This is a genomic window from Pseudoalteromonas sp. MIP2626 (assembly GCF_013414205.1).
Lineage (GTDB): Bacteria > Pseudomonadota > Gammaproteobacteria > Enterobacterales > Alteromonadaceae > Pseudoalteromonas > Pseudoalteromonas nigrifaciens.
In genome coordinates, this window is record NZ_JAATTW010000037.1 from 1 (window position 1) to 26506 (window position 26506).

Genomic DNA, 26506 nt, shown 5'->3' on the forward strand with positions numbered 1-26506 from the left:
GTACTTTCAAAAGATGAAGGTGGTCGTCATACTCCATTCTTCAAAGGTTACCGTCCACAGTTCTACTTCCGTACAACAGACGTAACTGGTGACGTACAGTTACCAGAAGGCGTAGAAATGGTAATGCCTGGTGATAACGTTAAGATGACTGTAACGCTAATCGCGCCAATCGCGATGGACGAAGGTCTTCGTTTCGCTATCCGTGAAGGTGGCCGTACTGTAGGTGCTGGTGTTGTAGCAACTATCGTAGAGTAATAGTTAGCCTAGCTAATTAATACTAAAAAAACCCGAGCTTAGCCTCGGGTTTTTTAATGTCTGCAATTTACTTCATGTGAAGGTGGCGCTCTTACCTTAGGGGTAGGTGCTTTGTAGCAACGTTCAACGAGTAATAATTAGCCTAGCTAATTAATACGAAAAAAACCGAGCTTAGCGTCGGGCTTTTTAATGTCTCAAGAAAAATACAGGTTTCAGGTATTAGGTGCGAGGCTTCAGGCAGAGCAAAGCGGTATTAATTTGATCATCGTAGCATGGGTTGAGTTTTATCGAACTCAGAGGATAAAGCATGAAGGTAGCGCACTTACTTAGGCATCGGTGCTTTGTAGCAACTATCGTAGAGTAATCATTAGTTGTAATGCATTAAGCATTAATAAAACCCGAGCTCAGTCTCGGTTTTTTTATGCCTGAGGTAAAGTGTAATTATTAATGTTATCGCTGTAACAAAGTAGGAGTATGAACTTAGTTAGTAACCAGCATTCTTACGTAATTCATCAAGCATGTCTTGGTTACCCATCATTTCGTCAAGCGTTGCCCTGACTGCATTGTCAGAGGTATTGTCATAAACTGAAAGTAGATGTTGCGCCATTTGCTTTGTATAGCCATCTTGTTTATTTTGAGCTTGGTAGTATTGCGCCATCAACCCTTGTGCAGCTAAGCGACGGATATAATCATTCGTGTCTTGCTCTAACAAGTTTGTAAATTGCTCTGCAAGGCGGTAATCAAGTACCGGTGTTTGAGTTGATAGCTCAACAGCTTGAATTTTAAATTTTTCGTTACTACTGTTGTTCGCTAAATTTAAAATGTTACCTACTACTTCATAGTCATACTCAGGCATAGTAGATTTATTTAGAATATACATATTCATTTGCAGTTGGCTCAGTGCAGCTAACCTATTTAAATCAGAGATGCTTGGATCTAAAGTTTGCTCTCTTAATTGAGAGTTTATTTGTTTAGCATAATCAGGTTCTGATTTGATCCTTAAATCATAGTCCTCTGGTAAATCTGCATAAAAGCTATAAAGAGGATTTTGCTCACGTCGTTTTTCATCTTCTTGCTGCTGTTTTTCCTCTAGTACGTCAAGAACAAGCTCCTTAAATTCGTCGGTATCTTGTTCTTGATAAGAGTCATGAGCGTGCAGTTTTAAGTTTGCTATTTTGCGTTGTAGCGAACTTACTTTCTTGCTTAGTTCGTCAATTAGGGTTTCATTTGATTGCTGGTATTCTGCAGGAGTACTAATAGAAACTGTGGAGCTTAGCTGTTGCTGGTTGGGTTTATTAAGCGAACTGGCCTGATCTTTAAAAAATGTTCCGTAGCATGAAATTACCAAGGCAAGTGTTGCTATAGCAATCGCAATAGTTCCTTTGTTTATAGTCATAAAATAATCAGCCTCTAAAATGGGTAATTTATCTGTTTTCGAAATATAAGTCTGTTAAAAAGTGTGTTAAATGAGGGTTAAATATACGGGTTAATTAAGAATGCGGGGCGTGAGTGGCGAAATACGGTGTTTAAAGTGGCTATAAGCGCTAGACCTAAGCCTAGCGCGTAAAGCTTAATGAGATTTTGCGTATTGCTCAGCTTGCTTCCACACTCTTAGCGTATTGCCGCTTAAAATCTTTTTAATATCGCTATCGCTGTAGCCTCTATCCATTAAGCCTTGTACAAGGTTTGGGTAGCTAGACACATCTTTTAAGCCGATAGGCAGTGAGTCACCTACACCGTCGTAATCAGAGCCAATACCAACATGCTCGATACCAATTAACTTCACAACGTGATCAATATGATCAAGCACTTGCTCTAAGCTTGCAAATGGGTAGGGGTTTTTAGCGCGATATGCAGCATCAAAATCATTACTTAATTTGGTGCCTTCTTTTTTTGCAGACTCTTTTGTACTTTTTAGCTGCTTGCCCCAACTACCTGCTTTAGCAGTAACAAAGCTTGAGCCAAAGTTAATTTGAATAACCCCGCCATTCTTTTTCAGCACCAGTAGCATGTCGTCATTCATATTACGCTCAAAACCGGGTGTGTATTTGCGTAGCGATGAATGCGAAGCTATAACGGGTGTTTTAGAGAGTTCTATTACCTGATAAAACGCATCATCAGAAATGTGCGAAACGTCGATTAACATGCCAATGTTGTTCATTTCAGTAACTAGCTTTTTACCAAAAGGGCTTAAGCCTTTCCATTTACGGCGAATGTCGTATGACGAGTCAGAAATATGATTGCTTTGCGAATGAGCAAGGGTAATATAACGCACACCACGGTCGAAAAAGTGTTGTAGATTTTTCATATCACCTTCAATAGGTGAGCCATTTTCCATGCCCATAGCAATCGAAAGCTTACCTTGCTTAAACTGCTCTTCTATATCGGCAGTTGAGCTGGCAATTGCAAATTTGTCGGGTGCACGTTGTGCGATTGCTTCCATACTATCAATAAGTAAATTAGCAAGTTGATAGCTTTTACCTTTGCCTTCAAATTCTAAGTGAGCAGGAATGTAAATCGACATAAATGGGGCATTTAAACCGCCTTGTATAGCACGAGGGTAGTCAAAGTCACCATCGTCGGTGGCTTTGGTAACGTCGGCCCATTTGTCGTGTAGACGGTAAGGTACATCAATATGGGTATCAATTAAAATTGTGTCTTTTGCCAGCTTAATTGCTTTATCTGATGCGGTTATTGTTGTTGCATTGGCTTGACTACTTAATGCTAGTGATATGGCTACCACTAGAGTGCTGAGTTTTATCATTTTATGGCTCTTTGGGTAAAAAGCCATTGTGTACTTTCAATACAAAAGTTACAAGTGCTACAAAGTTAACTGTATCTAATCAAACGATTGTGCCTGATGCTCTTCACTTTGCAGCGCTTTAAATTCACCTTTGGAAATGATAGTTACCGACTCATGTAGTTCTGAGAAAAATACCATAGCTTCACCACTTTTAAGCTGCAGCTTTACTTGGTTTACTTTCGATTCAATACTGGCTTCTACTTCGCCATAATCAGTGCCTTCGCGCAGTACATAGCTTTCTATTAGGTTGTATAAGGTGTCTTTATCAAGTTGCTCGTAAGGAATGATCATACTGACTCTTTGTTGGTTTTATTTAATACATATTGGCCAAAATAACTTGGCACCGCTTGCTCTAACCAAAATACCGGCTTAAATGGATTTTTACCGCTAATAAAGCCCACATGCCCGCCTTTTTCAGAGATGCGCAGCGTAACATGCTCACTCACATCTTGCCTACTTGGTACGGCCTTTATAGAGAGCATAGGATCGTCTTTGGCATGAATAATTAATGTTGGCACCGCTATATGTTTTAAATATGGCATAGCACTGGCTTGGCGGTAATAATCATGTGCATTTTCAAAGCCGTGTAAAGGCGCGGTAAGTTGATTATCAAACTCTAACAAGTCGTCAATTTCCATTAATTGATCGGTAGTTATCGATATTTGCTGCTTAATTTGTGGCAATTTACGCTGCATTGATTTTTTCATGCGATCGAGTAAATATTTTTGATAAATTTTACCTAAACTTTTTCGAATAACATCCGATGATGCCGATAAATCATAAGGTGCAGATACCAGTGCTGCTGCACTTAGCGGGCATTGTTGCTGTTGCTCGCCTAAATACTTAGCTAATACATTACCACCTAGCGAAAAGCCTACCGCAACTAAAGGTCGGTTTGGATATAGCTGCTTTAAGTGGTTTATAAAAAAGCTTAAGTCGGCTGTATCACCACTGTGATAAGCACGTGGTAAGCGATTTACTTCGGTGGAGCAGTTTCTAAAATGCATAAGCACCACTGCAAAACCTTGCTTTTTTAAGGCTTTCATCATGCCTTTGGCATAAAAGCTATTTATATTGCCTTCAAGTCCATGTAGTACCACAGCAAGAGGAGCCGTTTCGTTATGCGGTAGCGACCAAGCAAGCTCGATAAAGTCACCATCGGGAGTATCAAGTTGCTCCAATTGGTAGCGAGTATGATGAAATGGGCGGAAAAAACGCGGCATTATGGTCTGAACGTGACGATTGGTCATCCACCATGCGGGTTTGAACTTATGGATCATGTTTGTACTACACACTTTGCAATAAACGAGGCGCTAGTGTAGCAAATTTTTCGGCTAGGAAAATAAAAAGCGCCTAATCAGTAAACTGATAGGCGCTTTGTGCGTCGTGCTTAATTTTGGTCAGGAATTTCTGCTTCTTGTACTTTCTTAATAAAGTAGTATACAAAGAAAAGGCACAAGCTAATAACGATCCCCAGAAAACCAAACGATAAGAACAGTACTGGGTCGGTAAAAAAATCTCTGAAGAATACGTCCATAACTTGCCTCCTAATGTCTATGGGTTAATCATAAGCTGGGTTTAGGGATACAGTTATGATCAAGATCAAGTTATTTACCTAAGTGAAATAATGAGCGATATGAAGTTGATTTGGATCATGTTTTGAGAAGAAGGTATTAGGTTTAACAGATGGGTAAAGGGAGCAGGTGAAAACAGCTTTGACCACTGAGAATATAAGGATTAAAGAGGTTTTAATTTTTCCCTATAAAAGCGCAGCGCCTTTTAACCTGTTTGTGTATAAGTCACTTAAAGATCTTTTGCACAAAGAGAAAAGAATGAGCAGTAAAAGAGGGTAGGACTCATAAGTATTGAAATATGCGCGAGCTGTTTTTTCTGGCGCTTTGTACCTAAAAGCTGGCCTTTAAATATAATTCAATATTATTTGGCTCGGTACACTTTACCAATTCACATTCATTTACTGCATTTATTAGCATTTGCTGTTGCTGCTTTTCAAGCTTGAGCTCAGCGCTAAGCAGCTCTTTGCGTATGTTTGCATAGTCAGTAATAGCTTGTTGGTGTACTTTTAAATAACTGCGTGCTGCGCGTAGTTGCTGCATCACGTTATTATCGAGCTCATTAACAACTTGTGTTAATACTCCAAGCTGCTGACTATTTACAACTAAGTTTAGTGAATCTAAATACAAGAGTAATAAACACAAATTAACGTTTTTACCTTGCTGGTTTTGTAACTCCAGCAAGGTTTGTTGTTGCACTGGCTTGGCGTACAAAGTGCAGGAAAATTGCCAAAAATGGTCGCTATTGAGCAAGTTCATCGGCGAACGCCTGCTCTTTTTGTTCCATTTCGTCTAGCGCCATAAGGAGCGCTTCTTCAATGTCGTTAAGCTTAGGTGTAAGTGTGGCTTGCTTGGCTAGTAACTCTTTTAGCTTGGCTTTATTGTCATCAGAATATAGCTCGTTATCACCTAATGCTACTTCAACCTCATTGAGCTCTGCAGCGTATTTGTCGAGTTGCTTTTCGAGCTTTTCAATTTGTTTTTTAAGCGGTTGCGTGGCTTTTCTAAATTCGGCCTCAAGGCGTTTTTGCTCTTTACGGTTAATACCTGAATTAGCTTTTACTTCGTCACTTTGCTCTGTTTTAGTCGCTTCTTTATTGGCGTTAAGCAGCCATTGGTAATACGCATCTAAGTCGTAACCAAATTGAGTTACTTTGCCGTCATCTACTAAGTAAAATTCATCGGCGGTGTTTTTAAGCATATGGCGGTCGTGCGATACAGTAACCATAGCGCCCTCAAAGCCTTGCAGTGCCATAACAAGTGCATGGCGCATTTCTAAATCAAGGTGGTTGGTTGGCTCATCGAGTAGTAATAAATTTGGCTTTTGATATACCAGCATGGCAAGTACTAAACGTGCTTTCTCGCCCCCCGAAAAGGGTGCTACTGGCTCAAGCGCTTTATCACCAATAAAGGCAAATCCGCCTAAAAAATCACGCAGTGATTGCTCAGTAGCCTTTGGGTTAAGTCGTTGTATATGTGTTATTGCATTGGCTTTTAAATCAAGAGATTCAAGTTGATGCTGCGCAAAATAACCAATATTTAGCCCATGGTGCTGAATAACTTCGCCAGCTTGAGGCTCTAAATCACCCGAAAGCAGTTTAATTAGCGTTGATTTACCCGCGCCATTTCGGCCAAGTAAAGCAATGCGGCTGCCTGGTACTAAGTTTAATTCTATATTATTTAAAATGGTGACATCACCATATCCCGCTTTGGCTTTATCTATTGTCATTAGTGGGTTTGGTAATGCTTTTGGCTCGGCAAACTCAAAGTTAAATGGCGAGTCGGCATGTGCTGGAGCTAATTTTTCCATACGCTCAAGTGCTTTCACGCGGCTTTGTGCTTGCTTAGCTTTACTGGCTTTTGCTTTAAAGCGAGTTATAAACTGTTCTAGATGAGCAATTTGCTCTTGTTGCTTATCAAACATGGCTTGCTGCTGTAGCATGCGCTCGGCCTTTTGACGCTCAAACTGCGAGTAGTTGCCTTTGTACACGTTGATAAGTTGTTTATCTATATGCCAAATTTGATCAACTACGGCATCTAAAAACTCACGGTCATGCGATATCAGCACTAAAGTTCCAGTATAAGCACGTAAAAAACGTTCAAGCCAATATACTGCGTCTAAATCAAGGTGGTTAGTGGGCTCATCAAGTAATAACAGGTCGGCATCGCGAATAAGCGCTTGGGCTAAATTTAAGCGCATACGCCAGCCACCCGAAAATGAACTTACCGGGTTTTCTATTAAGTTATTAGCAAAGCCTAAACCATGTAATAGCTCACCAGCGGTTGATTCAATGCTGTAGCCTTTAATGTTTTCAAGCTGAATATGTATTTTAGCTTGTGCGTCGCCATCGTTAGCTTGCTCGGCTTCACGCAGTGCAATACGCATGGCGTAATACTGCGGATGACCTTGTAGTACATAGTCTATTGCGCTTATTTCCAGTGCGGGAGTTTCTTGTTTTACTGACGCTATAGACCAGTCTTTAGGTATAGTAAAGTTACCGCCATCGAGCTGTAGCTCTGCTTTGAGGAGGCTAAATAGGGTTGATTTACCACAACCATTAGCGCCTACTAGGCCTACTTTATGCTCTGGAAATAACGTAGCAGATGCATTTTTTAATAAAGCTTTACCGCCACGAAGAAGTTCTATTTCTGAGATTTGGATCATAAATGCGTTACTTTACTGTGCCCTAATTGAATTGCCAATATGATAACACGGATCGTATTGGGCATATCAACCGTATCAACGCATCACGTAATACGATAAAATAACATTAGGTCAAACTGTGGGAAAAATCTCGTGAAACAAAAAAAGCGATTTATAGCTGGGGCAACATGTCCTGAATGTAAAGCCATGGATAGGTTAATGCTTTACAAAGAGCATGATGTAGAAAAAGTAGAATGTGTAGAGTGCGGCCATAAAATGGCACAGCCAGAACAGGCTGTGCAGGCGTCAACACGCCAGTTTGAACAAGTTATAGGCGTGTTTAAACCAGGAGATTAAATCCTTTGCTGCATAGCTGCATATTAATAATGTGGCGGTGGTGGCTCAGGTTCGTTTGACATCATCGATGATGATGACTGCGATTCTTTAATTTTTTCAGCCAGTAGCTCTGTTTGGCGTTTCATTTTTGCCAACAGCTGCTGGTGAACTTTTATTTCGTCATTTAAAATATCAATTGTTTCGTCTTGAAAAGCCACTTTGGCCTCAAGTTCCATTAAGCGATGTTCAATTGTGTTCATTATTCTCTCGTATAATAAATCGCTCTGCGATACCGCTGGAGCTTTCGGTTAATAACGACCTGCCGTTATCTGTAAATGTTACATCGAGCACCACGGCCGATTTAGGCTTACTGCCTTCGCGTGGTGTCACTTGCCAAGTTTGAATTTTTTCACCGCTCGATATTTGCCATAAATCAATGCGTTTATTAGGCGACCCAGTTGCTAGCAAATCATCTTGATCGTTAAAGCGTACCGCCGTAAAAATTTTCTGACGCGCAATATACTTCAGTTTACTTACAAGATCACCTGTAGTCAGCTTCCATACATTTGCTTGTGCCATACTGTCGGCCGTAAATGCATAGCGACCTTGTGGGTCAAGCGTAACTTGAGTAACACGAGTAGGGTGGTTAAAGCGATGAATCACTTGCCCTGTACGCGTATCCCAAAAGTAAGCAACGTAATCGTTTGAACCACTTAAAGCATAGCGCCCGTTAGGGGCAAGATCGACCGTGTTTACTTTTTCTTGGTGGCCTAAAAACTCAATACGGCGGCCAGTTTCAAGGTTAATAAACACCACTACGCCATCGCTGCGCCCGTATAGTACGCTACGGCCTTGGTTGCTTATAGCAATATCGCGAATACTGGATTTTTGTATTTTGTAGTAACCTTTATTTTCGCCGGTGGCAATATCCCATACCGCAAAGGTGGTTTTTTCGGCGGTAACAGCCACACTGTTGTCAAAAGCGATCGCAACGGCATAAACCAAGCTATCTTGGGCTTGTTGCTGAAACCATTGGTATTTAAGTGCTTGCTGTTGATTATCCCACAGCGCGACCCCATGGTTAATGGAGGAGACTAAGCTGTATTTACCATCATGCGATAGCGCCGATGAAAACGCGCCTTGTGCAGCATGTTCATAACTGGCAACAGCTTGTTGTTTTTCATCACTACAGGCGATGGCCGATAAACAGCAAAACACGATAAAAAAAGTACGAAATAACGGCATATTACAAGCATTTCCTCTTAACTCTTAGTGATTGAGAGGTTAGACTAGGTCTCGTTGAAGGCCTAGGTTGTTTGTCTAATCACTGGATATGTTTTTAGTTTAGCTAACAACGTAAATTTTAGTTATTAAACAAGCAGCCTATCATGTAGGTCGTTAATCTTTAACTAGTAATAATACAATAAATGGCAACTGCAAAGTGTGTCGGAGATTTAAAATGAAAAAGACGATTAAATTGTCATTGATTGCAGCGTCAGTTTTAGCGCTTACAGCATGTAATCAAGAAGCAAAAAAAGAGCAAGCTGAAGTTAAACTAGACACTGTAGCGCAGCAACAAGCATACGGTATTGGCGCATCGGTAGGTAACTTTTTAAATAAAGACTTAGCCGATAAAAAAGAAATTGGTATTGAACTAGACCAAGCACTGTTAATTCGTGGTTTTGAAGATGCACTTGCTGGTAATGCAAAAATTGACGAAGAAAAAATTCGCGAAGTATTAACTGAGTTAGATACATCAGTGCGTACTAAGCAAGAAGCACAAGCAAAAGTAGAGTCTGAAAAAAGCAAAGAAGCGGGTGTAAAATACCTAGCTGATAACGCTAAAAAAGAAGGCGTTACTGTTACTGAGTCTGGCTTACAGTACGAAGTGATTACTCAAGGTGATGGCGAAAAACCAGCTGCAACTGATGTAGTTAAAGTACATTATAAAGGCACACTTTTAGATGGTACTGAATTTGATAGCTCATATTCACGTAACGAGCCAACAACTTTCCCTCTTAACCGTGTAATTACTGGTTGGACTGAAGGTTTACAACTTATGCCTGTTGGTTCTAAATATAAATTTACAATTCCTTCTGAGCTAGCTTATGGCGACCGTGATTTAGGTAAAATTCCTGCTAATTCAACACTTGTATTTGAAGTGGAATTATTAGAAATTCAAAGCGATGCAGATGCTGCAGCAGCAGAGTAAATAAGATATAAGCTAAAAATAATTTAGCCTACATATACAAAAAGGGACTTTAAGTCCCTTTTTTAATGCGTATAAATAACGGTGCGCTTGTTAATCCGTATGATTAGCAAATAAGTTATCAATAAGCTCATCTTCTAGCGCAAAGCGCGCTTCAAGTGCTTCACCAAGAACAGATAAGTCATTGTCAAAGCCTACTAATAAATCTTCTTTATCAACTTCAGCGTATTTATCGTTAAAATCTAGCGCAATGTCGGTGGTATCTGTTATTTTTGGGTAAATAGCATTTGCTAGCAATTGGCTTTCTGGGCCTTTACTTTCACAAGCCTTAGCAATGTCATCGTATATTTCAAAGTGACCGGCAGATAAGTAATCCATTAAAATTTGGCAAAACGTTTCAATTTGTTGTGGTTCAGGCAGGGCATGATCTTTTTTATCAGAAGGTGAAAACCCAGCTAGCTTACAATAAAGCACAATGAGGCGTTGTCGCTCGTTTAGCCATTTATCAATTACAGTATGGCTACCCCCCCACTTTTGTTGAGCATTTTCTACACGCGTCAGCATAATCGTTCTCCTAAGCTGGGTTGGTTTTTTAGTTAAAAGTAAAAATTGTTTATACCTCAAGATATAGTTAATTGATGTGTATATCAACTAGTAAAATAGATGATCTAGAAGCAGTTTATTTTATTTGTAGGGAATTGATAATTTATTGCAGGCAAGAAAAAACCACCTGTTACGGTGGCTTAATTTTTTTCTATGGCTTGTTATAACAAGCTTTCTTATTTTTATTAGAAGATTTTTGTTATTGTTATTTTAAAACTTTTATTTTTATTGTTTTAAGATTTTTATTATTGTTTTTGTTAACGCGGGATAAACAATACCAAGGATTTAAGTATGTTGCAAATATATTAATGAAAAGTTTTAATTGTTGCTACTGTTTGCTTGTTTAATAGTCAAAAACAGTTAAAAACTCAAAACATCTTGATCTACCTCCTGTTGCTGTCAATTTAATCGCTTAGCGATAGAGAGGTAATGAATATGGTGGTACAATCTTGCTCAATTTCTATAAGCATTAGGATTATTTTACGCTATGAGCGAATTAAAAAACGACCGTTATTTACGTGCACTTGCAAAACAACCTGTTGATGTAACTCCAGTATGGATGATGCGCCAAGCAGGACGCTATTTACCAGAATACCGTGCTACACGTGCACAAGCGGGCGATTTTATGAGCCTGTGTAGAAATGCTGAGCTTGCTTGCGAAGTAACACTACAACCATTACGCCGCTACCCGTTAGATGCCGCTATTTTATTTAGTGATATTTTAACCATTCCAGATGCTATGGGCTTAGGTCTGTACTTTGAAACGGGTGAAGGTCCAAAGTTCGAGCGTCCAATTTCATCGCTTGCCGATGTTAAAAAAATTCCTAAGCTAGATCCAAACGACGATCTTGGTTATGTAATGAATGCGGTTAGTACTATTCGTCGTGAACTAAAAGGCGAAGTACCATTAATTGGTTTTTCGGGTTCACCGTGGACGTTAGCGACTTATATGGTTGAAGGCGGCAGCAGCAAAGTATTTGGCAAAATTAAAAAAATGGCATTTGCAGAGCCGCAAACGCTACATTTATTACTCGATAAACTAGCTGATTCGGTTATCGATTACTTAAATGCGCAAATTAAAGCCGGTGCACAATCGTTAATGGTGTTTGACTCATGGGGCGGTGTATTAAGCCCGCGCGACTACAATGAGTTTTCATTGCAGTACATGCACAAAATTGTTGATGGTTTAATTCGTGAATACGATGGCCGTAGAGTACCAGTTACTTTGTTTACTAAAAATGGTGGCCAATGGATTGAAGCAATTGCAGCAACTGGTTGTGATGCTATCGGCCTTGATTGGACCATTAATATTAGTGATGCTAAGCGCCGTGTAGGCGACAAAGTAGCATTACAAGGTAATATGGACCCGTCAATGCTGCACGGTACGCCAGAGCGTATTCGTCAAGAAGTAGCGACTATTTTAGAAGACTTTGGCACAGGTAATGGTCATGTATTTAACCTTGGCCATGGTATTACACCAGATGTAGACCCTGAAAATGCGGGTGTGTTTATTAATGCCGTGCATGAGTTCAGTGCTAAATACCATAAGTAATAAATACCAAATAAAGTACTGAGTGTTTAGTGTGTTATTTTTCATAAATAAGTCTTAAATGTGTAAACACATTTAAGGACAAAACAGCTAAACAACAAAAAGCCCGCTTACTATTCTTAGTAAGCGGGCTTTTTAATAAGGCGTGTTTGGCACTTATGTGTCGTTATTGCCTATTTATCAAATAACCGCATTACATAGGTTATTCTTAGCTTAAAAGCTTTATTTAAATAAGCGATTTAATCCATTTAACGCTGCAACTCGGTAGGCTTCAGCCATAGTTGGGTAGTTAAAAGTGGTATTTACAAAGTATTCAATATTATTGCCGCCATTTTTTTGCTCCATTATGGCTTGGCCAATGTGGACAATTTCTGAGGCGCGCTCACCAAAGCAATGTACACCCAGTACTTCTTTGGTTTCTGTATGAAATAATATTTTTAAAGTACCCACTTCAGTACCCGCAATTTGCGCACGCGCAAGGTGTTTAAATTGCGCACGACCTACTTCATACGGAACTTTAGCAGCAGTAAGTTGCTGCTCGGTTTTACCTACTGAGCTCATTTCAGGAATAGTATAAATACCCGCTGGAATATCAATAATCAGTTTTTCATCACAGTTGCCACAAGAAATTGCATCAGCTGCAATACGGCCTTGGTCAAATGCGGCACTCGCTAGGCTTGGGTAACCAATCACATCGCCTACAGCGTATACGTTGTCAATTTCGGTTTGATAGGTTTCGTTTACTTTTAACTGGCCACGGCTATCAGGTTTTAAGCCAATTGCTTCAAGGTTAAGCTTGTCGGTATTACCGGTGCGGCCATTAGCAAACAAAATACAGTCAGCTTTTACGCGTTTACCCGATTTTAAATGCATAATTACACAGTCATCACGGGTTTCAATATGATCAAACTCTTCGTTATGACGAATTACAATACCGCTATTCCAAAAGTGATAACTCAGCGCGTCAGATATTTCTGTGTCCATAAAGGCAAGTAGGCGGTCGCGAGTGTTAACTAAATCAACTTTGGCACCTAAGCCTTTAAAAATAGAGGCATACTCACAACCAATTACACCCGCACCATAAATAAGTACGCGATGTGGATCGTGGGTTAACCCTAAAATAGTATCGCTGTCGTAAATACGAGAATGGGTAAAGTCTACTTCTGGCGGACGGTATGGGCGCGAACCTGTAGCAATAACAATAGTCTTGGCCGTTAAACGCTCAGTTGAACCATCTTGGCGAGTTACTTCAACTGTATGTTTATCAATAAAACGCGCGTCGCCTTGAAACATTTGAATACGGTTACGGTCGTAAAAACTGCTACGTAAATTAGACTGCTTAGAAATAACTGAGCTGGCATGGCGTAAAATGTCAGGAAAAGTGAGTCGAGCAAGTCGATCACCGGTATTAAATAAAGGGTTTGTTTTATATTCTATATAACGGCTAACCGAGTGACGTAGGGCTTTAGAGGGAATGGTTCCCCAATGTACACAGCCCCCACCTACGGCTTCGTGGCGTTCAATAACAGCCACTTTTTTGTTATTTTTTGAAAGGTTCATAGCGGTACCTTCACCGCCAGGACCCGTGCCAATAATTACTGCATCATATTGGTATGTCACGGGTGTTTTTTTCTTTTCTGGTTGTTTGGCCACAGCCACTCCTATATTAACTAAAAGAGGCTTTTAATAACCTCGCATTAAGTGCTAGCCATGCCTGCTTTTGGTTTTCCCAGGCGGCTTCCAGCTCATGGTATTGTGCCATTAATGCTGAACGTTCACACTGCTTTGCCATGTTATTTTTTTTAACTTCTAACACTTGTTTTTGTAGTGAACAATAATTTTGCAGTTTTTTCAGCAGTAAATCATATTCTTGTTGTAATAATGTAAGCTTATCTTGTGCTAAAGGCAATTTTGCAAGACGAACTTGTGTTTTGCTCATTAAAGTTTCGGCCTTGGCTTTTTCAATGCGTTCAACCGGTGTGCGCTTTAGTTTACTGGCTAAACCAAGGGCAGCTAACGAGCGAATAACCCATTTAGTGGGGTCATAATGAAACCACCTAATGCCGTTACGGTAATCACTGGCAAAAATATGATGAAAGTTATGATACCCCTCGCCATATGTAAATAGGGCTAAAAAGCCGTTGTCGCGGGCGGTATTTTTTTCGGTGTACGGACGAGAGCCCCAAATATGGGCTACCGAATTAATAAAAAAGGTAAAGTGCTGACTAAGTACTAAGCGCAGTAAACCGGCAAGTAATAACATGCCCCATACATCGCCAACTAGTAATCCTAGCGTAAGAGGTAGGCCTACATTCATTAAAAGAGCTAACTTTAAATAATGTTTGTGTTGCCACATTACAATTTTATTGCGTTGTAAATCGCGACAGTTACTGTAATCGCCGTAGCTATCAGCTTGATAGTCACGTAACATCCAGCCAATATGGCTATACCAAAAACCATTGGTTGCGGCATAAGGGTCTTTTATTGGGTCGTCAACTTGGCCGTGATGCACACGGTGGTCGCTGCTCCAATGTAGTGCACTGTTTTGCAGTGCAAATGCACCGCCTAAGGCAAACACAAACTCAACCGCCGGATGGGCGTTATAGGTTTTATGCGCCCACAATCTGTGGTAACCGGCAGTAATTGATAAGCCTGCATAAAACATGCAGCCGACAAAGGCAATCCAGTGGGCACTAGAAAATCCGTAGTTAATACCATACCAAGGCACAAGCGTTATCGCGGCCAAAAAAGTAAGGCTAAAAAATAGGACGTTGGTCCAAATAAGTGGTGGTTTGTTCATAATTCTCTATCTCAGCGTACAACTGTAAGCTAAAATAATATTTCAAACTCTTGGCGTCAAGTATTAGACTGAGTAATTAAACTATTTTAATCAAAATTTGCTATAAATTCATTCAGGGAGCTGTTGATGTCGGGTGTTAGAGCGCAACAGAAACAAAAAACACGACAAGCGTTAATTGAGGCGGCATTCAATCAGTTGAGTGCCGATCATAGCTTTTCAAACTTAAGTTTACGCGAAGTTGCGCGTGAAGCCGGTATTGCACCAACTTCTTTCTATCGACATTTTAAAGATATGAACGAACTGGGTTTAACCATGGTTGATGAAGCGGGTTTAACCCTGCGTCAACTTATGCGCCAAGCGCGCCGACGCATTGCCAGCGGTGGTAGCGTAATAAATACCTCGGTGGTGACCTTTATGGAGTTTATTGACAACTCGAGTAATCAATTTAGGTTATTACTGCGCGAACGATCTGGTACTTCAAAAGCGTTTAGAGCGGCGGTAGCACGCGAAGTTAAGCACTTTATTTTAGAGTTGGCGCACTACCTAGAAAGCGAAACAAAATGCGATGCCACCCATGCGTATATTCAATCTGAAGCCATGGTAACACTGGTATTTAATGCTGGAGCAGAAGCGCTTGATTTAGAGGGCTTACAACGCGATGAGTTAGTAGAGCGTGTTATTTGGCAATTGCGCTACATTACTCGTGGTGCAACGCATTATGTGCGAGAAACAAATAAAGAGATTTAAACAGAGTAAAAAGTTAATCTAAGCACTGTGCTTTACAGTGCTTAGTAATTTAAGCACTTTGCGGTGCTTTATTGTTAAAAAACCTCACCAAACCTTGCTTTAGTGCATAATTATTTCTGTTTAAAGCGATGTTAAATACAAAAATTAGAATTTTTATGCTTGCACCTTGTGCATGGTAATGTTAAAAATAAGCCTCACTCGACATAAATAAGAAAGCAAGATGCATATTATTCGTTTAATTACACTAAAACTGAACCTCTTACTGCTATGGCAAGTGAGCGGGGATTAGTGTGTTTGCATTGAGCTAAACATAAAAAAACCCCGCACTTGCGGGGTTTTTTTTATCTCGCGGTAGGATAAGTTAACAATAAATAGCATTGGAATGAGAGGCTGTTATGCAAGACCAAGATAAAGTATGGATTTTTGATACCACATTACGTGATGGTGAGCAGGCGCTTAAAGCAAGCCTTACCGAAGATGATAAAATTCAGCTAGCGCACACCATTAGTCGCTTAAATGTAGATGTAATGGAAGTGGGTTTTCCGGTATCGAGCCCAGCAGATTTTCGCTCCGTGCAGCGTATTGCTACCGAGGTTAAAGGGCCAATTATTTGTGGCCTAGCGCGCTCAGTTGCTAAAGACATTGAAGCATGTGGCGAAGCACTTCGTAACGCGCAGCAAAGTCGAATTCATACTTTTATTGCTACCAGTCCTTTGCACCTTGAGCACAAGTTACGCATGAGCTTGGACGATGCCACTGCTATGGCAGTTAAATCAATTAAATTAGCACGTAACTATACCGATGATGTGGAGTTTTCGTGTGAGGACGCCGGACGTACACCGCATTGGGATTTATGCCGCATTGTAGAGCAGGCCATTAAAGCCGGTGCTTCTACTATTAATTTACCCGATACAGTTGGCTTTGTAACGCCGGACGAATACGCAGGCATGATCCGCCATTTAATGAACAATGTGCCAAATATTGATAAAGCACGCTTAAGTGTGCATTGCCATAACGATTTAGGCTTAGCTGTTGCCAACTCTATTGCTGCTGTGCAAGCGGGTGCTCGCCAAATTGAGTGTACTATTAACGGCATTGGTGAACGTGCGGGTAACTGCTCACTTGAAGAAGTGGCAATGATCATGAAAATGCGCAAAGACCACTTAAACGTGTATACCGATATTAAAAGTGAAGAAATTTATCGCGCATCTCGCCAAGTGGCTAAAATTTGTAATATGCCAGTACAGCCTAATAAAGCCATTGTGGGCGAGAACGCCTTTGCACACAGCTCAGGTATACATCAAGACGGCGTATTAAAAGCGCAAAACACCTACGAAATTATGTCGCCAGAAAGTGTGGGTGTACCGAGCAACCAATTAAATATGACTTCACGCTCTGGACGCCATGTTATTGAACATCGCTTAGAAGAATTAGGCTATCAAAAGTCTGATTATGATATGGATAGTCTATACGAAAGTTTTATAGCCTTGGCTGATCAAAAAGGTACTGTATACGATTACGACCTTGAAGCGATGATTTACTTTAATCAAATTAACGACAAAGACGAAAAGTACCAATTAGAGTTTGTTAACTCGGTATCTAACTCACAATCGGTAGCCAGCTCTACTATTGGCATGTTGATAGATGGCGAAGCTAAACAAGAAGCAGCAACGGGGAATGGCCCAGTTGAAGCCTCTTTTGCTGCTATTGAGCGCTTAACCGGAATGAGCGTAGAAATGATTGAGTATAACTTAGAAGCCACAGGCCAAGGTGCAAGTTCACTTGGGCAGGTAAACATTATTGCTAAATTTAACGGCCGCCCTTATCACGGTGCGGGCATAGCAGCAGATGTGGTAGAAGCGTCGGTACGCGCTATGGTTCGTGTTTATAATTTAATTTATCGCGCACAAAAAGTGTCTGATTTAAAACAACAAAGGAAAGCAGGATGAGTAAAACAAACTACAGTGTAGCCGTATTAGCGGGTGATGGTATTGGCCCAGAAATAATGGCAGCAGCAGAGCAAGTACTGGATGCAGTGAGCAATAAGTTTGGTTTTACTCTAAACCGCGAACACCATGCAATTGGTGGGGCAGCCATCGATAAGCATGGAAAAGCCTTACCACAAAGTACAGTTACAGCCTGTGAAAATGCCGATGCTATTTTATTTGGTGCTGTTGGTGGTCCAAAGTGGGAACATTTACCGCCCGATGAGCAACCTGAGCGTGGATCACTGTTACCGCTGCGTAAACACTTTGGCTTGTTTTGTAATTTACGCCCAGCGCAATTATTGCCAGCACTAAGCACCGCATCGCCACTACGCGCTGATATTAGCGAGCAAGGCTTTGACATTTTGTGTGTACGTGAGCTAACCGGTGGCATTTATTTTGGTGAAAAAGGGCGCAGCGGCGAAGGCGAAAATGAATCAGCATTCGATACGCAAAGATACTCACGTAAAGAAATAGAACGTATTGCACGTTTTGCCTTTGAAGCCGCAAAACTGCGTAGTAGCCATGTTACTTCGGTTGATAAAGCCAACGTTTTAGCATCAAGCGTACTATGGCGCGAAGTTGTTACCGAAGTAAGCAAAGACTATCCAGAAGTAAAACTTGATTATATTTACGTAGATAACGCAGCAATGCAGCTTGTAAAACAACCAAGCCAGTTTGATGTATTACTGTGCGATAACTTATTTGGCGATATTTTGTCTGATGAGTGCGCGATGATCACTGGCTCTATGGGGTTATTACCATCGGCTAGTTTGAACCAGTCGGGCTTTGGTTTATACGAGCCTGCCGGTGGCTCAGCCCCCGATATTGCAGGTAAAGGCGTGGCAAATCCGATTGCACAAATTTTAAGTGCCGCACTAATGCTGCGTTACTCATTGGGCCAAGACGAAGCTGCACGCACCATTGAAAAAGCAGTAGCTGAAGCCGTTGCAGCGGGCGTAGGTACGCCAGATATATTTCCAAACGCTGGCTACACTACCAATGATGTTGCTGCAGCGATTGTTGCACGCATTTAACTAAAAACACATTTTAATGCCGCAGCTCCGTTAGGCTGCGGCTCAAAACAGATTAGGGGATTAGCAAGTGGCCCAAACGTTATACGACAAAATTTGGCAAGCACATACAATTGCCAGTATCAACGAGCAAACCGATTTACTTTATATTGACCGTCATTTAGTACACGAAGTTACGTCACCACAAGCCTTTGCTGGTTTGCGTGAAAAAAACCGCACTGTACGCTGCCCAGAAAAAACCTTCGCTACTATGGATCATAATGTATCGACCAAAAGTCGCTCATTGGATGCTGCTAGCGAAGTGTCGAAAAATCAATTAATGGCACTAGATGCAAACTGTAAAGAGTTTGGCATTGTGCTTTACGATTTAAACTCAATTAATCAAGGCATAGTGCATGTTATGGGGCCAGAGCAGGGTATAACTTTGCCAGGCACGACCATAGTATGTGGTGACAGCCATACGTCGACTCATGGCGCATTTGGTGCGCTTGCCCACGGTATTGGCACCTCAGAGGTTGAACACGTATTAGCAACGCAAACATTGCAACAAAAAAAGGCTAAGTCGTTAAAAATTCAAATAAATGGCCGTTTGCGTCCCACCGTTACTGCAAAAGACTTAATTATGGCGGTTATTGGTAAGTTAGGTACAGCGGGTGGCACGGGCTACGTCGCAGAATTTTGCGGTGAAGGAATTGAAGCGTTGTCGATGGAAGCACGTATGACGTTGTGTAATATGAGTATAGAAATGGGTGCCAAGGCAGGTTTAATTGCTTCTGACCAAATCACTTATGATTACCTAAAAGGTCGCCCATTTGCTCCTAAAGGCGCTGATTTTGACGCAGCTGTTAAGTATTGGGAAACATTAAAAACAGATGATGGTGCGCAGTTTGATCATGTTGTTGAGCTGGAGGCCAGCAGCATTCAGCCACAAATTACTTGGGGCACTAGCCCAGAGCAAGTGATTGGCGTAGACGAGTGTATTCCTGATCCTGATAAAGAACCTGATCTAATTAAAGCTGATGCGATCCGCAGTGCATTAAAGTACATGGGCCTAAAAGCGGGCGAAAAGTTATCAAGTGCAAAAGTAGATACCGTGTTTATTGGCTCGTGCACCAATAGTCGTATTGAAGATTTACGTGCAGCAGCAAAAATAGTCGAAGGCAAAAAAGTAGTTGCCGGTATTGAAGCGTTAATTGTACCGGGTTCTGGTTTAGTTAAAAAACAAGCCGAAGACGAAGGCTTAGCAGATATTTTTAAAGCAGCTGGCTTTGAGTGGCGTGAACCGGGTTGTTCAATGTGTTTAGCAATGAACGACGACCGCTTAGGTGCAGGTAAACGCTGTGCATCCACCTCAAATCGTAACTTTGAAGGACGTCAAGGCCGTGGCGGGCGCACCCATTTGGTTAGCCCTGCAATGGCCGCTGCGGCAGCTATACATGGTCACTTTGTTGATATTAGAGGAGAAGCCTAATGAGCATTTATTTTAGTGGCTTAATGGCCCCATTGGATAAAAACAACGTGGACACGGATCAAATTATTCCAAAGCAGTTTTTAACCTCAACCAGCCGCGAAGGCTTTGATGCCGCATTATTTTATGATTGGCGCTATTTAGAAAATGACGAGCCAAACCCTGATTTTATTTTAAATCGTCCTTGCTACCAAGGCGCGCAAATATTACTAACGCGCGACAACTTTGGTTGTGGGTCATCACGCGAACACGCGCCATGGGCACTAAAGCAATATGGTTTTGAAGTGATTTTGGCTGAAAGCTTTGCCGATATTTTCTTCAATAACTGTGGCAATAATCAAATGCTCGCTATTGCACTGCCAGCCGATACGCTAGAGCAATTATTTGTGTTAAGTGAGCAATATAACGATATTCATATCGATATCGATCTTGAAAATCAAACACTGACTAGCACTAAATTTGCCCCCATTAGTTTTGATATTCGCAAAGACGTAAAAGAGCGTCTATTAAGCGGCCTAGACTTTATTGGCGTAACCGAAACGCTTAACCCACAAATAGACGCGTTTGAGCAGCAACTTGCTGCAGAGCGTCCTTGGCAGTAAGTTGTTAAAATAAATAAAAAGACGTATTTAGCGCAGCATAAGCTGCGCTTTTTTATTTTAGCGGCAACACATTAATTGTTTTATCAATTTGTTCAAAATAAAAATGCAGTAGCTAAACTAGCGGCGGAAATGGCTGCTATTATTAATAAGTTTATCCTTTTAAAGGTTTGAAAACGGGTTACTTTCGAGTCATCTATGGTCGCAAAAAAGCCATTTTTAAATGATTCAGCAAGGTTGGCATGTGCTGTTCCATCTAAAGAGTTTTGGGTAAGCTTTTGCCATTCATTTGGGTGTTGCTGAACAAGGTATTTACATAGGGAAAGGTAATAACGATTTTGTAAAATCAATAATAATATGACTATTATTAAGCCTATATAATTTGTCATTTGGTTCTGCGCTCCATGCTAGTTATTAATTTTATAGTTGACAGTATTTAATTATTATATTTTTTTTGCAACAATTTATATTTTAAAATTATCAGCGAGTTGCAAGTATCATTTGTTGGTTACTCCTGCACTTTGGTGGTTCATCGTGATTACTTCCTTTAAGTGAGTTAAAGGGCTATGGTACTAAAAACTATTATAAGGAATATGTGATGAAATTATTAACTGCAGCCACTTTATTATTGGCTTCATCAACTGTTGTAGCAAGCCCTGCGCCTTTGGTGTCTATTGCTAGCCACGATGCGTTTTTTAGTAATATTGCTGCACATTGCGGTAAAGCTTATGAAGGCAAGGTAAGTGTTGATAACGCCGCGGGACCAAGCTCGTTTGCGGGCAAAAAATTAGTAATGCATGTACGTAAATGTACCGACAGTGAGCTGCAAGTGCCATTTCATGTGGGTGATGATGCATCGCGCACTTGGATTATTACTAAAACGGGCAGTGGCTTAAGCTTAAAGCACGACCATCGCCATAAAAATGGTTCTAACGACATCTCAACTATGTATGGCGGGCATACAAATGATGCTGGCTTTGCACAAATGCAGTCGTTTCCTGCCGATCAATATTCAAAAGAATTATTTGTTGCACAAGGGATAGCACAGTCGGTAGGTAATACTTGGCAAATGTATATTTATCCTGAGGTATTTACTTATCGTTTAATTCGTCAAGGCCGCGAATTTAAAGTGGATTTTGATTTAACTAAACCCATCACTCCGCCAGCAGCCCCTTGGGGATACACAGACTAAAATTATTCATCTTCGCACTGTAGTAAAACACTTAATGCTGGTTGGTAAGCTCTAGGGTTAGTAGGCATACTTTCGTACTCTTGCACGCCATCCAGCACTTTAAGCATAAATGTTTTATTAAGGCACAAGCGATTAGCATGGCGTAGTAAAAATACACTCTGATTTGCAAAGTGTTTGTAATCGTCTGACTGGATCTCTATTTTATAGTTATCATCGTCGAGTTTTGTTTGGTAATAATGTACTTTATTATCAAAGTCGTAGAGTTTTTCTGTTTTTGCTTGTTCGGCAAAAGCTGTGCCTACGCTTGAACAAGCTAGCAAAGCACTGCCAATAACTAAGCTAATGTTTAATCCTTGCATAAATAATTCCTTTAATTTGCGAACTTTATACCCATTAATACTATCAGTATTAAGCGCTATTTATTTATATTAAGTTTAACACCCAATAAGGGAAAGTGTGATGTTCAAACAAATAAAACAACTTTTTTCTGTATTCGATGAGCAACAGCCAAGTATGCAAGAGCATGATTTAAAAACAGCGGTTGCTGCATTATTAATTGAGGTAATGCGCGCAGATGCTAAGTTAGATGATAATGAACAACATACTCTAACAACTACCTTAAAACGCTATTTTGCATTAAACGATGCCGACGTAAACGAGCTGCTAAATAATGCAAACAGTAGCGTGGATAGCGCGACAGATTATTTTCAGTTTTCAAAACAAATTAACCAACATTGTAGTGCGGCGCAGCGCATTGAAATAATAGAGCTGTTATGGCGCTTGGCCTATGCCGATGGTGAGATTGATCCGCAAGAAGAGTACGTAATACGTAAAGTGGCAGGCTTGTTATATGTAACTCATGTAGATTTTATCGCCGCAAAAATTGCGGCGACAAAATAGAGTGTTAGCTAGTTAGCTAAGCTTGCTGGCAACGGTTACTAATTGTTGCGCTAATGCCGACACTTGTTCTGCTGTATTTGGGTTATTAATTTGGCCGTTTTCATCGAGTACAGTATGCACAGCTGGAACCGCTAGCTGATCGGCAAGTACTAATGAGCCAATACCACTTAAAATATCACGTACGTGGTTTAAGCCACGTAGACCACCTAATCCACCAGGCGATGCGGCAAATAACGCCACTACTTTATTGCGAAAAGCAGGTACTGCACCTTGCTCTGTGCGAGAAGCCCAGTCGATTGCATTTTTAAGCGCTGCAGTAATAGAGCCATTGTATTCAGGGCTGGCTAATAAAATACCATCTGCAGCACGTAACTTCTCTTTTAACAGCTGCACATCGGCAGGAGTACCTTGCGCTTCAATATCTTGATTAAAAAGTGGGATATTTAAATCGGCAAGTTTAATTATTTCTACTTCTGCACCACTTTCTAATGCAAAGCGTGCTGCTTCATTGATCAGTTGTTGATTAAAGCTGTCTTTACGTAAACTACCTGCTAAAGCAATAATTTTTGGTGCTGTCATGGTTTATCCTGCTAATGTGTTAGTAAATCACTTAATCAAAGTTCGGGCTAATGTAACCTGATCTCCGAATAATAAACTTATCTCAAGCAGCTGTCTTCAGCGCTAACTGCGTTGAATTTACTTGCAATAGGCCAGCTATTGACGCGTAAATTCGCCTTGTTTTCACTGAAAACCTCTGGCTAGAGAAAATAAAATTAAATATAACGATGATTCAATATGTTAGTAAATCTCTTAACCAGAGTTCAGGTTAATGTAGATAATATGGGGCTACTTTACCAAAAAATGACTTGAAGAAAACCCGAATAAACGCAACACTTATGTGCGTATATGCACATAAGTTTAAGGTGGCACAGTATGGCGGTTAAGTTTGAAGATTGGCAAGATGTTAAAGTGGCTTTTGAGGTTGCACGTTTAGGTACCTTAACTGCGGCGGCAGAGGCGCTTAATGTGCACCATAGTACAGTGCTTAGGCGAATTAATAATCTTGAAAAAAACTTAAACACACGTTTGTTTCATCGCCATGCTCGTGGCTATAAAGCAACAGAAACAGGCGCTAAGCTGTTTAGTACCGCACAAGTGATCGACAGCTCTCTTGAGCAGTTACATAATGATATTGCTGCGGCTGATAGCACACTGCGCGGCAGTTTACTGTTAACCACGGTTAGTGGCTTTATGGATGTGCTTGGCGATGTGTGCGAGCAATTTCAGGCGCTACATCCACAAGTGCAGCTTGAGATGATTTTAGAGCAAAAGCGTTTACGGCTCGATCACGGTCAGGCGCACATTGCCGTACGTGCAGGGCCAAGGCCCGATGAAGGCGACTATATTGCACAGCATTTGGCTCAGCTTAACTCGGGTTTATATGCTAATCAGCGATATATTAATAAATATGGTATGCCTAAATCGCTGAGTGATTTACAGCAACATAACTTTATTTCTGGCGTGGCGGGCTTTAATGCGCGGGTGCCGTATTTTGAATGGGTAGATCAGCATATTGCAGCGCCGCAAATAAAACTGCGTGTGTCAGAAACCTCAGAAGCTACGCGTGCTGTAATTAAAGGCTTAGGAATTGGTGGGTTACAGCACAATGTTGCGGCTCAATACGCTAATTTAGTACCCATTTTATCTAATGAATTAATCTGGTGTACTGATATATGGCTAGTAACGCATCATTTGGTGCATCGTACCGCAAAGGTACAGGCGTTTAGCCAATTGTTAAAAACCTATTTTCAAACCAATAAAGCAAGCTAATGTGGCATTATAAAAACTTAGGTGATGCTATGTTTGCAGATGCAGAGCTGGCTAAAATAAAACAGCTAGCAATGGCTACCAACGCACCACTTTACGTTAAATATTACGCAAAAAGTGGACTGCATTGTGAAGTGTTACTGTATTTTTCGCCGCACTATCAATCGCTTGCTGCTCTGCTGGGGGCTACTTGCTGTAAAGCCCCTAACTTAGATGAACTGACGATTTTATAGCTATTTTATAGCGACTTTTTGACTGAAATACCTAAGCGTTTAGCCAAGCGAACTAAGTTTGCACGGTCTACTTTTAAGGTGCGTGCTGCACTTGCCCAGTTATAATTATGTTGCTCAAGCTGCTGACTAATTAAATGATGGGTAAAGGTATCGGTTGCTTGCTTAAGTGATAAATTTTGCTCTGCTATGTTAGTGCTACTGCCAGTGGTGGTGTTTGTGGTACTAGCAGGTAATGATAACTGTGTTGTATTACTCGCACTAAGGTTTAGCTCACAGTGCTCGGGCTTTATGGTAATAATGGCTTGTTGCCATTGGCTTTGTTTGGCCTTTAGTGCTGCGCGGCTAATTACATGCTCTAGCTCCCGTACGTTACCCGGCCACTGATATTGGGTTAACAATAATTGTGCATCGACACTTAACTTAAGTTGTTTTATTGCTAATTTTCGTGCGGTTTGCTCAACAAAAAAACCAGCTAATAAAACCACATCGTTTTCACGCTGGCGTAACGGCGCTACCGTTAGCGGGTAGACACTTAATCTATGGTATAAATCGGCTCTAAAGCGTCCTTCGGCTACTTCTTTTTTTAAATTACGATTAGTAGCAGCAATAACCCGCACATCAACATATTTCACTTCGTCTTCGCCTACTGTTTGTATTTCGCCACTTTGTAATACCCGTAGCAATTTACTTTGTAGTACCAGTGGTAGCTCGCCTATTTCGTCTAAAAATAAAGTACCACCGTGCGCTAGCTGAAACTTACCTTGGCGCGCATGATCCGCCCCAGTAAAAGCGCCTTTAGCATGGCCAAAAAACTCACTTTCGGCGAGATTTTCAGCAAGCGAAGCACAGTTTAAATGAATAAGTGGCTGCTCACTGCGTTTCGAGTGTAAATGAATATTACGTGCAACCAGCTCTTTGCCTACGCCGGTTTCGCCTAAAATTAACACACTAAAATTAGAGGCGGCGACAAGTTTTATATCATTTTTAAGTGCTTGTATTGCTGAGCTTTGACCAATAATTTCGCCGCCATCACGGGTGAGTGCTTCGCGGTTAAGCTCTTGCACTAAGGCGCTAGAATGCTGTGCATGTAATTTGTAATGAGCCAGCTGTAATGCCGTTTTAAAATGTGCGCTGCATAGCGTTTGTAAGGTGCTAAGCGTTTGCGCACTAATAGCGTTAAAGGCATTGGCATTTAGGCTGTCAAACGTAATCACACCTAATAACTGTTGTTGATAAAATAGGGGTAAACCTAAGCAAGCATGTACCGGAATGTCGCCAGTTTTTGCTAGTAGTAAGCCGTCGTACGGATCGGGCAATGGACAGTCATGGGCAAATTGCAGTGGTTGCTGAGTATTACAAATAGCTTCTAAGCGCGGATGCTCACTAAGCTTAAAACGCCGCCCCAGGCTATCTGGCATTAAGCCTTTAATTGCAAGTGGCTTGAGCTGCTCACCTTGTAGCTCAAGCAGTGCGCTGGCATCACTGGCAATCACTGTTTCAAGGACAGTAAGTAATTGCTCAAAACAGTTTTTATCTAATGTGCTTTGAGCCAGCTTTACCGCTACGGCAGTGAAGTTAATTGCGCTGCTCATGTCAAAATGACTCTTATGTGTTTTTTGGTTTGATTTATGGTAGGTCATAAAGACATAAAAAGCAAAGATGGATAAGTTAGTTCATTGAAATATATATGTTTATTTTATTGGCACGATAAGTGTAATAGGTAGTTAAGTGCATTAGTTGTTGAGGCCGTT

Annotated in this window: 27 protein-coding genes and 1 pseudogene; 13 read left to right on the forward strand and 15 right to left on the reverse strand. The window is 40.9% G+C overall.

Features of this window, described 5'->3' with window-relative positions:
• Positions 1-255, forward strand: a pseudogene (locus HC000_RS13660) (elongation factor Tu); the annotation flags it as partial.
• Positions 256-739: 484 nt separating this feature from the next.
• Here the strand turns inward: HC000_RS13660 and HC000_RS13665 are convergent.
• From HC000_RS13665 to HC000_RS13690, 6 genes are all read right to left on the reverse strand, one after another.
• Positions 740-1651: a hypothetical protein gene (locus HC000_RS13665; RefSeq protein WP_179807945.1), complete on the reverse strand. Its 912-nt coding sequence runs from the start codon at positions 1649-1651 to the stop codon at positions 740-742.
• A gap of 174 nt (positions 1652-1825) precedes the next feature.
• Positions 1826-3019 carry a dipeptidase gene (locus HC000_RS13670; RefSeq protein ID WP_179807946.1) on the reverse strand — a complete coding sequence of 398 codons (1194 nt, stop codon included), beginning with the start codon at positions 3017-3019 and terminating at the stop codon, positions 1826-1828.
• A 75-nt stretch (positions 3020-3094) separates the two neighbouring features.
• A complete protein-coding gene (locus tag HC000_RS13675; RefSeq protein WP_011329536.1) occupies positions 3095-3349 on the reverse strand; it encodes a YheU family protein in 255 nt (84 codons plus the stop codon).
• Positions 3346-4338 carry a hydrolase gene (locus HC000_RS13680; RefSeq protein WP_011329535.1) on the reverse strand — a complete coding sequence of 331 codons (993 nt, stop codon included), beginning with the start codon at positions 4336-4338 and terminating at the stop codon, positions 3346-3348. The genes HC000_RS13675 and HC000_RS13680 overlap by 4 nt, the downstream gene beginning before the upstream one ends.
• Before the next feature lie 624 nt (positions 4339-4962).
• Positions 4963-5388, reverse strand: coding sequence for a TIGR02444 family protein (locus HC000_RS13685; RefSeq protein ID WP_179807947.1), 426 nt, complete (start codon positions 5386-5388; stop codon positions 4963-4965).
• On the reverse strand, positions 5372-7294 hold the full coding sequence (locus tag HC000_RS13690) for an ATP-binding cassette domain-containing protein (protein WP_089368872.1): 1923 nt from the start codon (positions 7292-7294) through the stop codon (positions 5372-5374). The genes HC000_RS13685 and HC000_RS13690 overlap by 17 nt, the downstream gene beginning before the upstream one ends.
• 132 nt (positions 7295-7426) lie before the next feature.
• Here HC000_RS13690 and HC000_RS13695 point away from each other — a divergent pair, with 132 nt between their 5' ends.
• Positions 7427-7630, forward strand: coding sequence for a YheV family putative zinc ribbon protein (locus tag HC000_RS13695; RefSeq protein ID WP_041454614.1), 204 nt, complete (start codon positions 7427-7429; stop codon positions 7628-7630).
• Positions 7631-7653: 23 nt separating this feature from the next.
• On the opposite strand, the gene HC000_RS13700 is transcribed toward HC000_RS13695, so the two are convergent.
• Together HC000_RS13700 and HC000_RS13705 are read right to left on the reverse strand one after the other, a co-directional pair.
• Complete coding sequence (locus HC000_RS13700) at positions 7654-7869, reverse strand: SlyX family protein (RefSeq protein ID WP_011329530.1); 216 nt, start codon at positions 7867-7869, stop codon at positions 7654-7656.
• A complete protein-coding gene (locus HC000_RS13705; RefSeq protein ID WP_179807948.1) occupies positions 7856-8854 on the reverse strand; it encodes a hypothetical protein in 999 nt (332 codons plus the stop codon). Before HC000_RS13705 ends, HC000_RS13700 begins: the two co-directional genes overlap by 14 nt.
• A 214-nt stretch (positions 8855-9068) precedes the next feature.
• Here HC000_RS13705 and fkpA point away from each other — a divergent pair, with 214 nt between their 5' ends.
• Entirely contained in the window at positions 9069-9821 is a 753-nt protein-coding gene (gene fkpA / locus HC000_RS13710; RefSeq protein WP_011329528.1) for an FKBP-type peptidyl-prolyl cis-trans isomerase, read from the forward strand.
• Between the two features lie 90 nt (positions 9822-9911).
• Here the strand turns inward: fkpA and HC000_RS13715 are convergent, their stop codons facing one another.
• The gene (locus tag HC000_RS13715) at positions 9912-10382 is read right to left on the reverse strand and encodes an Rsd/AlgQ family anti-sigma factor (protein WP_011329527.1); all 471 of its coding nucleotides are present in this window, start codon (positions 10380-10382) and stop codon (positions 9912-9914) included.
• 526 nt (positions 10383-10908) lie between these two features.
• Between HC000_RS13715 and hemE the strand changes: the two genes are divergently transcribed.
• Positions 10909-11973, forward strand: a complete 1065-nt coding sequence (gene hemE / locus HC000_RS13720) for a uroporphyrinogen decarboxylase (RefSeq protein ID WP_058374381.1) — start codon at positions 10909-10911, stop codon at positions 11971-11973.
• A 219-nt stretch (positions 11974-12192) separates the two neighbouring features.
• Here hemE and sthA read toward each other — a convergent pair whose 3' ends face one another.
• Entirely contained in the window at positions 12193-13623 is a 1431-nt protein-coding gene (gene sthA / locus HC000_RS13725; protein ID WP_172459241.1) for a Si-specific NAD(P)(+) transhydrogenase, read from the reverse strand.
• A 13-nt stretch (positions 13624-13636) separates the two neighbouring features.
• Complete coding sequence (locus HC000_RS13730; RefSeq protein ID WP_011329524.1) at positions 13637-14770, reverse strand: fatty acid desaturase; 1134 nt, start codon at positions 14768-14770, stop codon at positions 13637-13639.
• A 126-nt stretch (positions 14771-14896) separates the two neighbouring features.
• Between HC000_RS13730 and fabR the strand changes: the two genes are divergently transcribed.
• The 5 genes from fabR to leuD all read left to right on the forward strand — a co-directional run bounded on the left by fabR (position 14897) and on the right by leuD (position 20606).
• Positions 14897-15517 (forward strand): HTH-type transcriptional repressor FabR, encoded by a 621-nt coding sequence (fabR, locus tag HC000_RS13735; protein ID WP_011329523.1) that lies wholly within the window; start codon positions 14897-14899, stop codon positions 15515-15517.
• A gap of 395 nt (positions 15518-15912) precedes the next feature.
• Complete coding sequence (gene leuA / locus HC000_RS13740; RefSeq protein WP_011329522.1) at positions 15913-17466, forward strand: 2-isopropylmalate synthase; 1554 nt, start codon at positions 15913-15915, stop codon at positions 17464-17466.
• Complete coding sequence (gene leuB, locus HC000_RS13745) at positions 17463-18539, forward strand: 3-isopropylmalate dehydrogenase (protein WP_011329521.1); 1077 nt, start codon at positions 17463-17465, stop codon at positions 18537-18539. Before leuA ends, leuB begins: the two co-directional genes overlap by 4 nt.
• A 67-nt stretch (positions 18540-18606) precedes the next feature.
• Positions 18607-20007 carry a 3-isopropylmalate dehydratase large subunit gene (gene leuC, locus HC000_RS13750; protein WP_011329520.1) on the forward strand — a complete coding sequence of 467 codons (1401 nt, stop codon included), beginning with the start codon at positions 18607-18609 and terminating at the stop codon, positions 20005-20007.
• Positions 20007-20606, forward strand: a complete 600-nt coding sequence (gene leuD / locus HC000_RS13755) for a 3-isopropylmalate dehydratase small subunit (RefSeq protein ID WP_179807949.1) — start codon at positions 20007-20009, stop codon at positions 20604-20606. The genes leuC and leuD overlap by 1 nt, the downstream gene beginning before the upstream one ends.
• 92 nt (positions 20607-20698) lie before the next feature.
• Here the strand turns inward: leuD and HC000_RS13760 are convergent, their stop codons facing one another.
• Positions 20699-20992 (reverse strand): hypothetical protein, encoded by a 294-nt coding sequence (locus HC000_RS13760; RefSeq protein ID WP_179807950.1) that lies wholly within the window; start codon positions 20990-20992, stop codon positions 20699-20701.
• A gap of 209 nt (positions 20993-21201) precedes the next feature.
• On the opposite strand from HC000_RS13760, the gene HC000_RS13765 reads away from it, so the two are divergent.
• Positions 21202-21795, forward strand: coding sequence for a hypothetical protein (locus HC000_RS13765; protein ID WP_011329517.1), 594 nt, complete (start codon positions 21202-21204; stop codon positions 21793-21795).
• Between the two features lie 2 nt (positions 21796-21797).
• Here the strand turns inward: HC000_RS13765 and HC000_RS13770 are convergent, their stop codons facing one another.
• Positions 21798-22154 carry a hypothetical protein gene (locus HC000_RS13770; RefSeq protein ID WP_011329516.1) on the reverse strand — a complete coding sequence of 119 codons (357 nt, stop codon included), beginning with the start codon at positions 22152-22154 and terminating at the stop codon, positions 21798-21800.
• Positions 22155-22254: 100 nt separating this feature from the next.
• Between HC000_RS13770 and HC000_RS13775 the strand changes: the two genes are divergently transcribed.
• Complete coding sequence (locus HC000_RS13775; protein ID WP_058374374.1) at positions 22255-22695, forward strand: TerB family tellurite resistance protein; 441 nt, start codon at positions 22255-22257, stop codon at positions 22693-22695.
• A gap of 12 nt (positions 22696-22707) precedes the next feature.
• On the opposite strand, the gene HC000_RS13780 is transcribed toward HC000_RS13775, so the two are convergent.
• Complete coding sequence (locus tag HC000_RS13780) at positions 22708-23274, reverse strand: NAD(P)H-dependent oxidoreductase (RefSeq protein WP_179807951.1); 567 nt, start codon at positions 23272-23274, stop codon at positions 22708-22710.
• A gap of 354 nt (positions 23275-23628) precedes the next feature.
• Between HC000_RS13780 and HC000_RS13785 the strand changes: the two genes are divergently transcribed.
• Positions 23629-24525: a LysR family transcriptional regulator gene (locus HC000_RS13785; protein WP_011329513.1), complete on the forward strand. Its 897-nt coding sequence runs from the start codon at positions 23629-23631 to the stop codon at positions 24523-24525.
• Positions 24525-24755: a hypothetical protein gene (locus HC000_RS13790; protein WP_179807952.1), complete on the forward strand. Its 231-nt coding sequence runs from the start codon at positions 24525-24527 to the stop codon at positions 24753-24755. Before HC000_RS13785 ends, HC000_RS13790 begins: the two co-directional genes overlap by 1 nt.
• A 5-nt stretch (positions 24756-24760) precedes the next feature.
• Here the strand turns inward: HC000_RS13790 and norR are convergent, their stop codons facing one another.
• Positions 24761-26347, reverse strand: a complete 1587-nt coding sequence (gene norR / locus HC000_RS13795) for a nitric oxide reductase transcriptional regulator NorR (protein WP_089368866.1) — start codon at positions 26345-26347, stop codon at positions 24761-24763.
• Between the last annotated feature and the right edge of the window lie 159 nt (positions 26348-26506).